The 14,849-nt window shown below is 45.5% G+C and carries 13 protein-coding genes; 7 read left to right on the top strand and 6 right to left on the bottom strand.

Annotated features, from left to right (window positions below; translation table 11 throughout):
* Positions 1-346: 346 nt before the first annotated feature.
* Positions 347-1,363 carry an AAA family ATPase gene (locus tag NG796_RS15465; protein ID WP_261207750.1) on the top strand — a complete coding sequence of 339 codons (1,017 nt, stop codon included), beginning with the start codon at positions 347-349 and terminating at the stop codon, positions 1,361-1,363.
* Positions 1,360-1,878, top strand: a complete 519-nt coding sequence (locus NG796_RS15460; protein ID WP_261207749.1) for a hypothetical protein — start codon at positions 1,360-1,362, stop codon at positions 1,876-1,878. The genes NG796_RS15465 and NG796_RS15460 overlap by 4 nt, the downstream gene beginning before the upstream one ends.
* A gap of 143 nt (positions 1,879-2,021) precedes the next feature.
* On the opposite strand, the gene NG796_RS15455 is transcribed toward NG796_RS15460, so the two are convergent.
* Positions 2,022-3,227 carry a phosphoglycerate kinase gene (locus NG796_RS15455; RefSeq protein WP_261207748.1) on the bottom strand — a complete coding sequence of 402 codons (1,206 nt, stop codon included), beginning with the start codon at positions 3,225-3,227 and terminating at the stop codon, positions 2,022-2,024.
* 193 nt (positions 3,228-3,420) lie between these two features.
* Here NG796_RS15455 and NG796_RS15450 point away from each other — a divergent pair, with 193 nt between their 5' ends.
* Positions 3,421-3,834: a universal stress protein gene (locus NG796_RS15450; protein WP_261207747.1), complete on the top strand. Its 414-nt coding sequence runs from the start codon at positions 3,421-3,423 to the stop codon at positions 3,832-3,834.
* Positions 3,835-4,090: 256 nt separating this feature from the next.
* Complete coding sequence (ylqF, locus tag NG796_RS15445) at positions 4,091-4,954, top strand: ribosome biogenesis GTPase YlqF (protein ID WP_261207746.1); 864 nt, start codon at positions 4,091-4,093, stop codon at positions 4,952-4,954.
* A 27-nt stretch (positions 4,955-4,981) separates the two neighbouring features.
* Here ylqF and NG796_RS15440 read toward each other — a convergent pair whose 3' ends face one another.
* On the bottom strand, positions 4,982-5,887 hold the full coding sequence (locus NG796_RS15440) for a calcium-binding protein (RefSeq protein WP_261207745.1): 906 nt from the start codon (positions 5,885-5,887) through the stop codon (positions 4,982-4,984).
* Between the two features lie 130 nt (positions 5,888-6,017).
* Positions 6,018-7,232 (bottom strand): glycosyltransferase, encoded by a 1,215-nt coding sequence (locus tag NG796_RS15435; RefSeq protein WP_261207744.1) that lies wholly within the window; start codon positions 7,230-7,232, stop codon positions 6,018-6,020.
* 176 nt (positions 7,233-7,408) lie between these two features.
* Between NG796_RS15435 and NG796_RS15430 the strand changes: the two genes are divergently transcribed.
* Both NG796_RS15430 and NG796_RS15425 read left to right on the top strand, forming a co-directional pair.
* On the top strand, positions 7,409-7,708 hold the full coding sequence (locus tag NG796_RS15430) for a hypothetical protein (RefSeq protein WP_261207743.1): 300 nt from the start codon (positions 7,409-7,411) through the stop codon (positions 7,706-7,708).
* A gap of 68 nt (positions 7,709-7,776) precedes the next feature.
* Positions 7,777-8,346 (top strand): GNAT family N-acetyltransferase, encoded by a 570-nt coding sequence (locus NG796_RS15425; protein WP_261207741.1) that lies wholly within the window; start codon positions 7,777-7,779, stop codon positions 8,344-8,346.
* A 126-nt stretch (positions 8,347-8,472) separates the two neighbouring features.
* Here the strand turns inward: NG796_RS15425 and NG796_RS15420 are convergent, their stop codons facing one another.
* Positions 8,473-9,075: a fasciclin domain-containing protein gene (locus NG796_RS15420; RefSeq protein WP_261207740.1), complete on the bottom strand. Its 603-nt coding sequence runs from the start codon at positions 9,073-9,075 to the stop codon at positions 8,473-8,475.
* Positions 9,076-9,134: 59 nt separating this feature from the next.
* Here NG796_RS15420 and NG796_RS15415 point away from each other — a divergent pair, with 59 nt between their 5' ends.
* Positions 9,135-9,407 carry a hypothetical protein gene (locus tag NG796_RS15415; RefSeq protein ID WP_261207738.1) on the top strand — a complete coding sequence of 91 codons (273 nt, stop codon included), beginning with the start codon at positions 9,135-9,137 and terminating at the stop codon, positions 9,405-9,407.
* Positions 9,408-9,827: 420 nt separating this feature from the next.
* Here NG796_RS15415 and adhE read toward each other — a convergent pair whose 3' ends face one another.
* Together adhE and NG796_RS15405 are read right to left on the bottom strand one after the other, a co-directional pair.
* The gene (gene adhE / locus NG796_RS15410) at positions 9,828-12,530 is read right to left on the bottom strand and encodes a bifunctional acetaldehyde-CoA/alcohol dehydrogenase (RefSeq protein ID WP_261207737.1); all 2,703 of its coding nucleotides are present in this window, start codon (positions 12,528-12,530) and stop codon (positions 9,828-9,830) included.
* A gap of 869 nt (positions 12,531-13,399) precedes the next feature.
* Positions 13,400-14,761, bottom strand: a complete 1,362-nt coding sequence (locus NG796_RS15405; RefSeq protein WP_261207820.1) for an NB-ARC domain-containing protein — start codon at positions 14,759-14,761, stop codon at positions 13,400-13,402.
* Between the last annotated feature and the right edge of the window lie 88 nt (positions 14,762-14,849).

The following is a 14,849-nucleotide window of genomic DNA, read 5'->3' as shown; positions in this document are numbered from 1 at the left end:
ACTGTATGGGAGTCGTCGTTAACCCGTAAAAATGACAAAAGATTATTATAGCGCAATTTAGAATGATTGGAGTTTGGGATTAGGGCGATCGGCATCCATTTTGATTGCTTTTGGCTAGAATTAAAGGAGCAATTGCGGCAATTTACAGGATGGCTTGATTGATTCCTTCAAATTTAGGCGGGCATCCCCTAGTTCAACGATTTGTGCAAAAGCTACTATGAGGATTCCCCCACAATTCTGATCAGGGTATAATGGAAAGAGTAGAAATTCTTAAGAGGGAAGCAAAGCTATCCCTTAAGATTACAATAATTGGATGTATCTAATGCAATTTTAAGGAACAAAATCGATGATAAATAGCTTTGAACTCAAGAACTTTGGACCCATTCAGCAGTTCGCCTGTCCCAGGGCCAGCCATATAAACATCATTATTGGAGGGAATGGCACAGGAAAAACTATTTTCCTGAAAGCACTGTACACCGCCATGCGAACGATAGAAGACTATAAACGAGGTAACGAGCCCCGTAGTGCTTCGGCAATTTTATCGGAAAAACTATATTGGACTTTTGAGGTAGACAAAATAGGCGATTTAGTTCAAAAAGGAGCCGATGGACCCCTGTCTTTACAGCTAACTTTTAAGGGAAATTCATTTTCCTATGAATTTGGTAAAGATACGACTCGAACCATTAATTACCTAATAAATCAGGTGTCTCCCCGCGAAAGTAACTCGATTTTTTTGCCGCCTAAAGAAATTTTTTCTCTTCAACCTTTGATTTTACAATCCCGCGAGCAAAATAAAACTTTTGGCTTTGATGATACCTATCTCGATTTAGCACGGGCTCTGCGACAAGCTAAAACCAGGGGGGGGGATTATGCTGAATTTTATCAGTCAAGGAAAAGCTTAAAAGATATTATAAGCGGCCACATTGAATATGATAAATCATCACAAAATTGGCAGTTCAAAAAAGGTAACCAAAAGTTTTCAATTGGCGTAACCTCCGAAGGAATTAAAAAAATTTCTATTATCGATACTTTACTGGAAAATCGTTATTTGGATACTGATTCTATTATCTTCATTGACGAAATAGAAGGGGCTTTACATCCCACGGCAATTTCCAAATTTCTTGACATTGTGGTGATGTTAGCCGAAAAAGGGATCCAATTTTTTATGGCAAGTCACTCTTATTTTGTTATTAAAAAGTTGTTTTTAATTGCTCAAAAAAACTATGATATTTCCATTTCTATCTTTTCTGCCTCTGAAAAAAAGTGGAATACTGGTAATTTAAAAGAAGGTTTACCCGATAATCCGATTATTGATGAATCAATTCGGTTGTATCAAGAAGAGGTAAGGCTGGCACTGGAATGACTTTAGACCCTATTATTGAGTCGGGGATGATTTTTGGACCTTATCCCGAAGGACATTGCTTTTATATTGAGCACAGTCAAACCTATCAAGCCATTCAATCTGATGTGAAAATGGCAGAGTTTCTGCTGCTGCGTGATTCAACCCGATCGCTGGTCTGGATTGTTGAGGCCAAATCTAGCTCTCCACGTCCTGAAACTCAACCTAACTTTGATGAATTTATCCAAGAAATTTGTGAAAAACTCACCAATGCATTGAATTTATGTATTGCAACTTGCCTCAAACGCCATGCTTCTACCTATGACGAATTACCTGTTCTCTTTCAGTCTCTTTCCTTGGAAAAAACTGATTTTAGATTGATATTAGTTATCAAAGGACATCAGGATTCATGGCTACCCCCACTCCAGGATGCACTGAAAAAAGCGCTCAAGCCTACGACAAAAATTTGGACATTATCTCCGACTTCTGTTGTCGTCATAAATGATAAGATGGCGCGGGATATCGGATTAATTCAGTAAAATGAGTCGGGTTTAAAACCCCGGGTTAAAGTAGGGGCAATTTATCAAATTACCCCTACTCAACTCCTGAACGAGTTATCCTCTGTTCAGGCAGCATTACACCCTAGGACTGGGTATTAAACCCGGTCTAACTATCCCAATGCTTAGGCTTCATCTAAGGCAGCAACTCCGGGGAGTTCTTTGCCTTCGAGTAATTCTAAGCTGGCACCGCCGCCGGTGGAAATGTGGCTCATTTTATCGGCTAATCCGACTTTCTCAACGGCTGCCACGGAGTCGCCACCGCCGATAATTGTGGTGGTACCTTTGGGGGTCAGTTCGGATAAAGTATGGGCGATCGCCTCGGTTCCTTTGGCGAATTTGTCGATTTCAAACACACCCATCGGTCCATTCCAAATCACCGTCTTGCAATCGGCAAGAGCGTCTTGGAAGGTTTTCACGGAATCAGGACCAATATCCAATCCCATCCAACCATCAGGGATGTTTTCTACACTGACAATTTGCGTATTGGCATCCGCACCAAATTTGTCCGCAATCACCACATCGGTGGGCAATAACATCGCTACGCCGCGTTCTTTTGCCTTCGCTTCCAAGGACTTGGCTAACTCTAGCTTGTCATCTTCCACCAAGGAATTCCCCACGCTGATTCCGCGCGCTTTTAAGAAGGTGAAAATCATCCCACCACCGAGGAGGAGTTTGTCACACTTTTCTAACAGAGTTTCAATGACGCCAATTTTGCTAGAAACTTTAGAACCGCCAATAATTGCCGCCAAAGGACGCTGAGGTTCTTCGATCGCCCCTTTCAGGTATTGCAGTTCTTTCTCCATCAAAGACCCAGCAACGGAAGGACTTAGGTAATGAGTCACCCCTTCGGTGGAAGCATGGGCGCGGTGGGCGGTCCCAAAGGCATCATTCACATACAAATCAGCCACAGAAGCCAGCTTTTTGGCAAATTCTGGGTCATTTTTCTCTTCTTCAGCATAGAAGCGGACATTTTCCAGTAAGGCAACTTGGCCGTTTTCCATGCCTTGGACCTTGCTTGCCACCTCATCGCCGATACAGTCATCACATTTGATGACTTCTTGACCCAGTAATTCCGAGAGGCGCTTGGCAACCGGGGTGAGGCGCATTTTTTCATTCACCTGACCCTTGGGGCGTCCGAAGTGGCTGGACAAAATTACCTTGGCCCCTTTACCCGTTAAATCTTGAATCGTCGGCAATGCGGCCCGAATCCGGGTATCATCGGTGATGTTACCAGCATCGTCGAGGGGTACATTAAAGTCGGCACGGACTAACACCCGTTTACCGGATAGGTCTGAGGCTGACAAATTTGCTACAGTTTTCTTGGGCATGAAGATCCCTCCTAATTGCGTTTTTTGGTCTGTTTTCTAGAAAATCGGCTTATAGCGCGTGGGATTTAACTCCTGCGCCGAGGCATACCCCAAAACTGACCTCATTGATGGGGTCAAGATAGATGAGTCTCTCTCTGTCTGGAAGGTTTGCCGTAAACATTTTATCGTTGAGTGCGTCCTAAACACGGCTGCTATGTTTAAAACTGTTCTTTTTCCGATCGATGAAAGTCGCGAATCCCGTGAAGCGGCAGATACGGTGGCCCAAATGGTCAAAACCTTCAACTCGCGCTTAATTTTGCTCTCTGTGAATGAGGTTCCGGTGGAAGGAGAGGAACCCCCACCTCCTGAACGGGTGATGACCCCAGAGGCGATCGCAGAATTACTCAAAAATGCTCAGTCGATGTTTTCTAAGCTAGGCATCGAAGCGGAAACCATCGAACGCGAAGGAAAACCCGCCTTTATCATTTGCGATGTCGCTGATGAAGTCAATGCAGATCTCGTGATTATGGGCTGTCGCGGCATCGGTTTGACGGAAGAGGGTCTCGCCGATAGCGTCACCAATCGAGTCATTAATCTCGCCCCTTGTCCCGTGTTGATTGTCCCGTAGGGGATGGGGGAGATAGGGGAGGTCGGGGAGATGGGGGAGATGGGGGAGATAGGGGAGATGGGGGAGGTCGGGGAGATGGGGGAGATAGGGGAGATAGGGAAGCAAAATTTCTCCAATCCTCCCCATCCCCCCCATCCTCCCAATCCTCCCCATCCTCCCCATCTCCCCCATCCTCCCCATCCTCCCCATCCCCCCCATCTTCCCCAACCTCCCAATCCTCCCCATCTCCCATCCTGCATTTACCAAGTATTGAACAATGACAACTCCTGACATTCAATGGTATCCCGGCCATATTTCTAAGGCGGAAAAACAACTGGCGGAACAATTGAAACTGGTGGATGTGGTGCTGGAGGTCCGGGATGCGCGGATTCCTTTGTCTACCCATCATCCCCAGGTGCCGCAGTGGGTGGGGAGTAAAAGCCGAGTTTTGATTATTAATCGGGTGGATACGATTTTGCCCCCTCTGCGCGATCGCTGGCATCTGTGGTTTCAACGCCAGGGAGAAACGCCTTACTTTACCAATGCTCAAGATGGAACGGGGGTGAAGGCGATTTTCAAGGCGGCGAAGGAGGCGGGGATTGCCCTGAATCAACGTCGTCTCGATCGCGGGATGCGCCCTCGCGCGGTTCGGGCGGTGGTGATTGGGTTTCCCAATGTGGGCAAATCTGCGTTAATTAATCGATTATTGGGTCGTCGGGTGGTGGAAAGTGCCCGACGTGCAGGGGTGACCCGCCAACTGCGTTGGGTGCGGATTTCTGATGAACTGGAACTGTTAGATGCGCCGGGGGTGATTCCCAGTCGGTTAGAGGACCAAGATGCTGCCTTAAAGTTAGCTATTTGTGACGATATTGGCGAAGCTGCTTATGACAATCAACGGGTGGCGTCGGCATTTGTGGACATGGTGAAAGAGATTGAGGAAATAGGGACCGGACTGGTGCCTAGGGAGGCGTTGCGATCGCGCTATAAAATTGACCCTCTCCCCATTACGGGGGAAGATTATCTGCATAATTTTGCCGAATCCCGATATGAAGGAGATTTGGAACGGGCGGCAAGGCAAATTCTTAATGATTTTCGCAAGGGATTGTTAGGGCAAATTCCCTTAGAATTGCCCCCCGAATAACTGAAAGAGGGCGATCGCCAGGAAAAACTACCCCAGGGCTAAAGTCTCTGGCGGCACTGGGGTAATCGCCCTTCTCAGTTCGGTATCGGTCGCATTCAACACCAACGCTAACACTCGCCCTGTAGACTCCTGTTGAATTAATGTCCCATTAATCTCTCCATTCTCATTCGCGTTCAGTTGGCCGGTGGATAATCCACTTAACACTAAAACATCATCGGTCGTATAGGTTTGCAAAATGGCGAGTTCGCTTTCTAAATTCAGAGTAAGCGGTTGAAATATCAAATCATTAGTTGTTACGCCTCCCGTGAGTCCAATTTGATCGTTATTAAAATCTAAAATAATATCCGCTTCTTCGGGATTAGTCGAGGCGGCATCAATGCGAAGCACAAATAAATCCGTACCACTTCCCCCCACCATGCGATCAACTCCAAAATCACCAATGAGGGTATCATTTCCTTCCCCACCTATCAGCAAATCATTGTCTTGACCCCCGCGTACGAGATCGTTTCCTTGACTTCCAGAAACTAAATCATTTCCGCGATTGCCATTGAGAATATCATCCCCTTCTTCTCCATAAACGCCATCATTATCCTGTCCCCCGCGTAAGATGTCATTACCCCCTCGGCCAAATAATAGATCGTTGCCCAAATTGCCGTTGACCAGTTCATTGGATGTGGCACCGATGACCGTATCATTCCCTGCTAAAGCTCTAACTCCCCCGGGACGTTCAGCGAGTTGTCCTGCACTCAGCCTAAAATCATCGGGGCGATCAGGGTCATCCCGGAGGTCCAGAAAGTCCTCGGGGTTGAATACCTCACCTGGGGGAAGTCCCGGTTCTGTAGGCCCCGGTGTGGCTCCCGGGGCGGGTTCTTCTGGAATCAGTGTACTTAGGCAACCACAGGCTAAATCTCCGGGTAACATTCCAGGTACCATCTGTTTTCCTCGCTGTTGAAACTCACGTTATTGATTCTTTTTATTGTATGGCCTCATCGATAATCATCAAGTCCACAGGTGAACCTAAAGACCCGCTGGGCAATACTTTTCGGTAGATTTTGGGGTGTCCTCAGATTTTAAATCCCATATCTTTTAAACTTTGGCGCAATGCTGGACCCGCAGGGGATTTCCGTTTTTCATAGAGGGAAACTGCGCGGCGAAATGCTTCTAATCCGTCTAAAATATTGCCGCCTTTGAGTAAGGCAACCCCCAGATTTTGGTACGCTTCGGCATAGTTAGGATTGAGTTGAATGGCTTTTTGATAGGCGGCGATCGCCAGGGGAATTTGCTTTTTCTCTTTCAAGGCAATTCCTAGGTTAAAATAGGCGGAACTCAGGGAGGGGTCAATTTGTAACACTCTTTGATAGGTGGCGATCGCCCCGGTCAGATTTCCGGTTTCCAGGAGGAGATTCCCCAAGTTATTATACGCCCCCAATTTGATGGGTTCTAAAATGGGTAAAGCAATCGCTTTTTCATACTCCGCTTTCGCTTTACTCAGTTTCTGCTTGCGTGTATAAGCAATTCCCAAATGATAATGCAGTTCATACAACACCAAGGATTCTAAGCGCGTACTCACGGCTAAACCCAGTTTTAATAACTGCATCCCCTGTTTAATTTCTCCCATCTGCACATATAATGCCCCGAGTTTGCTGCAAGTATAGGCGTCATTCGGATGGGCGGCGAGATAGGATTCCATTGATTCTCTAGCCCGGGTCAACTTATCCCGGGAGGCGATCGCTTCAGCTTGATACCCTTCATGTAAAATAGCTACTGCCATCAATGACCCCACTTGCCATTGATTGGATTGCTGCTGTAACATCCGTTGGACACTATCATCAATCATGGCATGATAGGGTCGTTCAAACTGGATTCCTGGTTGATTTCTAAACAAGCGTGAAACCAAAGAATAAGGCGATTGTTGCGCCCCAACTTCTTGGCGAATTAAGTTCATTAAAAGATAGGGTTTCGGTTGAGAGTTTCCCCCTCCGTTGATTAATTCTTTGATTTGGGGGACAACTTCGGGGGTCAACACTTCATCCGCATCTAAGACGAGAATCCAGTCCCCATGAGCATATTTGAGGGATTCATTTCGCGCCGCCGCAAAATCATTGCACCAGTCGAAGTGATGAACCTTCGCCCCAAACTCCTGAGCAATTTCTACCGTGCGATCAGTGGATCCGGTATCAAGAACCACCATTTCATCTACCAAATCCTTGACGCTGGTAAGACATTTGGGAAGGGTCGCTTCTTCGTTTTTGACAATCGTGCAAAGACTCAGCTTCATCGGAAACCATTTAACGGTAAGGGATCAATTTTATTGTACTGGTAGAGTCCCAGGAATGGTAGTCTAAGTTGAGGGCCGTAGCGATCGCTGCTTTCCGAGACCCTAGACAACAGCAGTCGCCTCAGTGAGGATGGATTGGTTTATACTGGGATAAGAGATCATGAAGAGGTAAGAATGTGGCAGAAATTATTCTCAAAACTGATAATCCGGACCGAGTAACCGAATTGATAAAAAGAGCGATCGCCTCAGAACTAGACCGCCTGAAAAAAAGTTTAAAATTTACTAAAAAAAGACTGGATTATTTTGAAGATAAATATAATCAACCCTCCAATCAGTTAAAAAATAGACTGAGGGCAGAAGATATGGAAGGGGGAGATTTAGAATATTTAGAATGGGCGGGAGAATATCAACTTTTTTTAGAGTTAGAGGAACAAATTAAAGTCCTCAAAAGCTTAGAATATGTCAATCCCCATTAGACTAGGATAGAGGGAGGGCAGTCCGCACTCACGTCATACCGTAAGAACCGTATTAAAAAATTATACTTATGACTCTATCCCTATATCCTGACTTGCCAACCCTAGAAAGCGATCGCCTCATTCTCAGAAAAATGAGCTTAGAGGATGCACCGGATCTGTTTGAGTATGCCTCAGATCCTGAAGTCGCAAAATACACAACCTGGCATCCGCATCAATCCCTAGAAGACAGCCATATTTTTTTAAATTCTATCCTTAAAAAATATCAAAACCATGAATGTTTTGATTGGGGTATTGTCCATAAAGCCGATATAAAATTAATCGGCACTTGTGGTTTGGTCAATTGGGTTCTACCTCATTATCATGCAGAAATAGGGTATGCCTTATCCCAACGATATTGGGGACAAGGATATATGACCGAAGCCGTACAAGCTTTACTCGCCTTTGGCTTTCAAAAAACTGACTTAAACCGAATTCAGGGGCGATGTAAACTGGCTAATCGACCCTCCGCAAGGGTTATGGAAAAAGTTGGCATGAAATTCGAGGGAATCCTCCGCCAACAAATGTTTATTAAAGGCAGCTTTCATGATATGAATCTGTATGCCCTTGTGCGGAAAGATTGGGAAAACTTATCAAAATAAACGCTTCCCTTTCATCTCAAAAAGGGAGTTTAGTTCTATCACCTCAGAACTAAACTCCCCACCAAACCGACTCAATCTGTTGGGGGATGATTTAGGCAATTAGGGCTACCGCAAGGGTAACTGATTTTACATTTGAGGAGGTAGGATTACTTGGTCAATGACATGAATCACGCCGTTACTGGCTTCGATGTCGGCTTGAACCACGTTCGCACTATTGACCATAACGTTATCCTCAGCGACTGTGACATTGATGGAACGCCCTTCAATGCTGGGAACTTCTGTGGTAGTCAAATCCTTAGACATGACTGAACCCTCTACCACATGATAGGTTAAAACTTGAACCAGAATATCGCGGTTTTCTGGCTGTAATAACTGCTCTAAAGTGCCTTCGGGTAAAGCTGCAAACGCCTCATCAGTGGGGGCAAAAACAGTGAAGGGACCTTCACCAGAGAGGGTATCCGTTAAACCGGCAGCTTCTAAAGCTTTGGTGAGAGTTTTGAAGGAGTCACTACTGGCGGCAATTTCAGAAATTGTCTGTGGACTCATTGCCATGTTGCTCTCGGGGGTTTCCGTCACAGATTCAGCGATCGCCTCGTTAGAATCCGTCATCGTCTCGGCAGTGGTGTCAACCCCTGCCACCACCGGCAATCCCATCAGTAAACTTGTCCCTGCAACACCCAAAAAGAGAGCAACTTTTTTGTTGAAACCGTTCCAAAATTTAGACTTCATCAGGCTTTTCCTTAATATGTGAACAATCGAAATATCGAGATATGAAGTAATGTTACACGATGGTTTTCGATTTGACCACTCCGGCAAAAAATTTATCAAAATTCCTAGGATTACAGGGCCTCTTCTCTATCATAAATAGTTCTCTGTGGGGGATTCAAGGGATGGCGATCGCCCGGATGAAGGAGGCGATCGGTCAAACTCTCCTCACCCCAAAAGCTCTAAAATTATTGCTAGATAAAGGATTGACTGATAAAAGTAAAAATTTTTGGGGGAGTCCCACCCAAAAAATTGGGGGATGGAAAATGCCCTTTTTTATAGAGGGATTTAGGTAACTTAGATTCGAGAATTCTTACTTAAATATAAAAATCTGGGGAGCCTTGAGGGATTAATTCCGCCCTCAAAGTTAGTCTCTCTGCATTTTTTTAGCTGATATTTAAGGGTTATCAATAAAAAATCACTTATGTTCTGCTTTAAGTGAAAATAATAATTCACCAAATATCTATCTAAGGGTAGAGAGGAATTATATCAAAATATCCTAGCTAAATTAGATTAGTTTTAGGGATGGAATTACCTTGACTAACGCCTATTAATTTAGAGTAATTTCAAGACCTAGCGATCGTCTCCTCACTTTTGAGTTAAAAATGTAGATGATGCAGAATGTTACTGTGGAAAAATGATGCTATTAACCGCTTGTTTCATACAAAAAAAGCCCACACAGGCGGGCTTTTTTCTTGTAGATTAGTAGATGGGCATTACGAGTTACTTTCCACCATCAGCGGCTGGATGATAGACGTTACAGCGTCAGCACCATTGCCTTGTAATACCTCTTCCTGAGATTCTTGATGATACAAAGCGGAATCAATGCGGCAACCCCGGTAGGCGAGGACATATAACTCCTTGAGGTCGCGAATCAGGGGATAGCGGGGATTTGCACCTGTACATTGGTCATCAAATGCCTGATCCGCCATTTCTTCCACTTCTTCATAGAAGGCTTTGTCATCGCCAGATAGGGCTTCTTTCAGGGTCAGCGGAATGTCTAACTCTTTCTTGAGGTTTTCGATCGCCTCGACCAATTTTTCGATTTTCTCCTCTTCCGTATTGCCTCCGAGTCCGAGATAGTCGGCAATCCGTGCATACCGCCATTTGGCATTGGGATATTTGTATTGCGGGAAGATTGCTTGCTTAAATGGCGTGTCCGTGGCATTATACCGGATGACGTGAGAAATCATCAAGGCGTTGGCTAATCCGTGGGGGACATGGAAGGTTGAACCCAGTTTATGTGCCATTGAGTGACAGACCCCCAGGAAGGCGTTAGCAAATGCCATCCCGGCGATCGTGGCGGCATAATGCACTTTTTCCCGCGCTTTCGGGTCTTTTGCGCCGTTTTTGTAGGCGGAAGGCAGATATTTAAACAGCAGGCGAATTGCTTCTAAGGCTAATCCGTTGGTAAACTCGGACGCACACACGGAAACATAAGCCTCTAAGGCATGGGTGAGGGCGTCAATGCCACCGTAGGCGGTGAGTTTTTTGGGCATATTCAGCACCAATTCCGGATCGACGATCGCCATGTTCGGAGTGAGGGCGTAATCTGCCAGGGGATACTTAATACCTGTGCGATCGTCGGTGACGACGGCAAAGGGGGTGACTTCTGAACCTGTTCCCGAGGTGGTGGGAATGGCAACCATGATGGCTTTGACACCCAAGGGGGGGAGTTCATACACCCGTTTGCGGATGTCCATAAACCGGGTGGCAAGTCCTTCAAATTCGATTTCCGGATGTTCATACATTAACCACATGACTTTTGCCGCATCCATCGGGGAACCTCCCCCGAGGGCGATAATCACATCCGGTTTGAAGGAGTTCATCCGCGCCAGTCCCTTGTTCACCGTAGTGAGAGAAGGGTCGGGTTCGACGTCGAAGAAAACGTCATATTTGAGTCCGATTTCTTCGAGGACATCTTCCACGGACTTTGTGAGGCCCATGTCATACAACGGTTTATCGGTGACGATGAAGGCGCGTTGTTTTCCGGCGAGTTCGCGCAGTGCGATCGGGAGAGAACCATATTTAAAGTACACTTTGGGCGGAATCCGGAACCACAGCATATTTTCCCGGCGTTCCGAGATGGTTTTGATGTTGAGGAGATGGTGAGGACCGACGTTTTCGCTGATGGAGTTGCCTCCCCAGGTGCCGCAACCGAGAGTGAGGGAGGGGTCGAGGCGGAAGTTATACAGGTCACCGATCGCCCCTTGAGAGGAGGGGGTATTAATCAGCACCCGCGCCGTTTGCATTTGCCCTTCAAATTCGTGGATATTCTGGGTATTCGCCGGAGATGTATAGAGTACGGCAGTATGTCCCCGTCCGCCAAATTGTACTAAGTCATGGGCTTTATGGACAGAATCGTGAAAATCCGTCGCCCGATACATGGCTAAGATAGCTGAGAGTTTCTCGTAAGCAAAGGGTTCGGCTTCGGAAATCTCTTCTACTTCACCAATCAAAACCCGCGTATTTTCGGGTACGGAAATTCCTGCAATTTCAGCCAGGGTTTGGATGGATTGTCCGACGATATCGGGGTTGAGTCGTCCATTGACAATGATTTTGCTGCCGAGTTTTTGCCGTTCTTCGGGATTGAGGAAGTATGCGCCGCGATCGCTAAATTCCTGTTTGACCTGATCATACACCTCATCTACCACAATCACAGACTGTTCTGAGGCACAAATCATCCCATTGTCAAAGGTTTTGCTCAGAATAATGGAGGAAACAGCCATTTTAATATGGGCCGTTTCATCAATCACTGCCGGGGTATTCCCTGCACCTACTCCTAAAGATGGATGTCCCGAGGAATAGGCAGCTTTAACCATACCCGGACCGCCAGTCGCCAGGATTAATTTAATCTCCGGATGCTGCATCAATTGCTGAGATAACGGCACTGTAGGCTCGTCAATCCAGCCGATTAGGTCTTCCGGGGCTCCCGCTTCTACAGCAGCTTGCAGGATGATTTTTGCCGCATCTCGGGTGCATTCTTTGGCCCGGGGGTGGGGAGAGAAAATAATCCCGTTGCGGGTTTTCAGGGCGAGGAGGGCTTTGAAAATAGCCGTAGATGTAGGGTTGGTTGTAGGGACAATTCCGGCGAGAATTCCCACAGGTTCGGCGATTTTTTGGAAGCCAAAAGATTTGTCTTCTTCAATGATGCCGCAGGTCTTTTCGTGCTTATATTTGTTGTAGATAATTTCTGAGGCAAAGTGGTTTTTGATTACTTTGTCTTCCACGACTCCCATGCCGGTTTCGGCTACGGCTTTCTTTGCTAGGGGAATTCGGGCAGCATTAGCGGCTAGAGCGGCTTTCTTGAAAATTTCATCCACCTGTTGCTGACTGTAGGTGGCATATTTTTCTTGGGCCGCTTTGACGCGCTGAATCAGTTCTTCGAGTTCTTGAGTGTTGGTGACTTTGCTGTTCATGTTAATTCTTTTCCTATCTCTCTAGTACCACAACATTAACATTTAGATAGGCTCGTTATGGATTCAATTGCCGGAGTTTTATGAGTGGTCTGGGATAACGATTCCTGCTCGGGCTGGAGCGGGGCAATTGTGATCTAGGCTACCCATTTTCAAAGTCTGACGGGGGGTAATTTATGGCTGAGATCAGGCGGTTAGTGCTGATCCGGGGGGGGATTTCTGGATCTTCCCTCGTTTCACCCTTTCTACCTCGTCCGTTAAACTTCTATACCTCTATCATAAACAATTTTTTTGATTTTACGACAAGGGCGGTTAAAATCTTTTGAACAGGGTTTTTGTTTAGGGAATCTCTCTATTTTAACATTGTTTTCAGCTTTTGCCGGAACTGAAATCTTAAATTTTTCTAGGGTTTTTAAGGAATCACTCCATCGATGCTCATGACGCAGGAACAGCCCGTTGAACTGATGCAGAAGCTCAAGTCAGGCTCTAAGCATAAGATGACCTGGGCATATCACCCAGGATTTTATTATAGTTAAAGATTCCTTGTGAGTGTGATAGAGTTGAGCCGAAGCTGTCTCAGACTGTTCCCTGGCGATCGCCCCTCCCGTTGCTACAACAATCAATCGGTGATGCATGATTCCTCATGCTGTATAGAAATTCACCAATTCTATCAATTAGTGAGCCCAAGTATCATAAAATCCGCCCCATTGAACTATGCCATCATGCCCCAATCCCGGAAATTTTTCACAAATTTATACTAAAGTATATAAACAAAAAAAGAAAGAATTATGCCAAACAGTTTGGCATTTGATTTGCTCAAGACTTATGCAATCTCTAATTTTGACTCTCAAAATACAGGGTTTTGCTAACCCTTAAAGACTCAACGTTCTGACATACTGTTGCATCACAGGGTCTAGGGTCAAAGTTGCAGATTTGTAGAGTAAATTTCGTTTTTTCAGGGATTGAATTGCCTTAAAAAAATCGGAATCTGATAAAAGTTCGTGGGGTTTTTGGCTAATCTTAACGGGCTTATCTTGGTTGGCTAACCAGCGAATCAGGACTTGCTCAGATTCACTGAGGCGTTGATAATGTTGTTTTAGGATCGGTTCTATGTTACCTAAATACAGGGTAGGATAGGAGAGAAATGTTTCCACACTCCCATCAAATAGATCCAGGATAGCCGTAGCAATGATATTTAACCATAAAGGGTTGCCATTATAAAGTTCAATCAGCCGTGACCATAGAGGTTTATCCTTAAGTTTTCTCGCCGTAAAGATTTGGCTTGCTGATTTTCCTAAACCTGCCAATGGTAGAGTTTTGCAGGAGCAGTCTTCGGCTTCTAGGGTGGCAATTTCTATAGGTTGTTCCCAACTGAGGAGCAACAAACAACTTTGATGAGAAAATCGACCGATTTCCTCAATAAAACGACCATAGTTTTGGTATCCCGGGCCGTAATCTCCGACTAACTCCCCAGGGTTCAAGGTGTCTTGAAAATCATCAAGAATGATTAAGCAGCGATGGTTTTTGAGATAATCTACAAACGAGTTACGAGAGTTTAAATAATTGATGAATGATTGATTTTGGATAGGGGAAGTTGGAGCAATAAATTCGATAATATGGCTTTGCAGAGCGTTGAGTGTGGGAAATTTGCGATGACTCCGCCACAGGATGCGATCAAAGTTATCTTTGATCTCTTCTACCAGTTGTCTAGCGAGGGCAGTTTTACCGATACCAGATAGTCCAGTGAGGGTAATGATCCGGCTTTGTTCGGTCAGAATCCATTGTTTGAGGGTCGCCAGTTCCTCCGTCCGGTTGTAGAAGCGGAGGTTGTCAGGGGCTTGGCTGAGATCGTGGCGAGGTTCTGATTGGGTTTTGGGGGTAGAAGGCGATCGGTTTTTCGGGTTTTTTGAGGTTTTGTATAAATCGTTACAGACATTTATGTTATTACCAACATGGACTGAATCCTCGTAATAAGAGAATATTTTATTTTCGATAAGCGATCGTAGATTCTTCTTTTTAACATCCTCTCCCAACAGATCCGACAAGAGTTTCCATAATTCCGATGCTGACTTCCGGACATGATCGTTGCTGCAGTGGTATTCCTCAGCGATCTCCTTATATTCCTTGTGTTCCCATACCCCCTCCAAAATAGCCCGTTGCAGCGAGTCCAGATGCTTCCCAGTTTTGGCAAAAATTAACTCATCAGTCCACTGCAAGGCTTCGTGAATCTCCATAGCTCCTCTATTAGACATCTCCAAAAACTCCAAAACATTACCAGAAAAAGATTCTAAACTTATCGGTTATTTTTCATCTGCATTGATT

Origin of the sequence: Laspinema sp. D2d (assembly GCF_025370755.1) — a bacterium.
GTDB lineage: Bacteria > Cyanobacteriota > Cyanobacteriia > Cyanobacteriales > Laspinemataceae > Laspinema.
The sequence above is the reverse complement of the archived record's forward strand: the minus strand, read 5'-3'. Positions and strand labels throughout refer to the sequence as shown.

Excerpts from the sequence above, each read along its gene's own strand:
- NG796_RS15465 (WP_261207750.1), top strand. The coding sequence starts at position 347 with ATGATAAATAGCTTTGAACTCAAGAACTTTGGACCCATTCAGCAGTTC.
- NG796_RS15460 (WP_261207749.1), top strand. The coding sequence starts at position 1,360 with ATGACTTTAGACCCTATTATTGAGTCGGGGATGATTTTTGGACCTTAT.
- NG796_RS15455 (WP_261207748.1), bottom strand. The coding sequence starts at position 3,227 with ATGCCCAAGAAAACTGTAGCAAATTTGTCAGCCTCAGACCTATCCGGT.
- NG796_RS15450 (WP_261207747.1), top strand. The coding sequence starts at position 3,421 with ATGTTTAAAACTGTTCTTTTTCCGATCGATGAAAGTCGCGAATCCCGT.
- ylqF (WP_261207746.1), top strand. The coding sequence starts at position 4,091 with ATGACAACTCCTGACATTCAATGGTATCCCGGCCATATTTCTAAGGCG.
- NG796_RS15440 (WP_261207745.1), bottom strand. The coding sequence starts at position 5,887 with ATGGTACCTGGAATGTTACCCGGAGATTTAGCCTGTGGTTGCCTAAGT.
- NG796_RS15435 (WP_261207744.1), bottom strand. The coding sequence starts at position 7,232 with ATGAAGCTGAGTCTTTGCACGATTGTCAAAAACGAAGAAGCGACCCTT.
- NG796_RS15425 (WP_261207741.1), top strand. The coding sequence starts at position 7,777 with ATGACTCTATCCCTATATCCTGACTTGCCAACCCTAGAAAGCGATCGC.
- NG796_RS15420 (WP_261207740.1), bottom strand. The coding sequence starts at position 9,075 with ATGAAGTCTAAATTTTGGAACGGTTTCAACAAAAAAGTTGCTCTCTTT.
- NG796_RS15415 (WP_261207738.1), top strand. The coding sequence starts at position 9,135 with ATGGTTTTCGATTTGACCACTCCGGCAAAAAATTTATCAAAATTCCTA.
- adhE (WP_261207737.1), bottom strand. The coding sequence starts at position 12,530 with ATGAACAGCAAAGTCACCAACACTCAAGAACTCGAAGAACTGATTCAG.
- NG796_RS15405 (WP_261207820.1), bottom strand. The coding sequence starts at position 14,761 with ATGGAGATTCACGAAGCCTTGCAGTGGACTGATGAGTTAATTTTTGCC.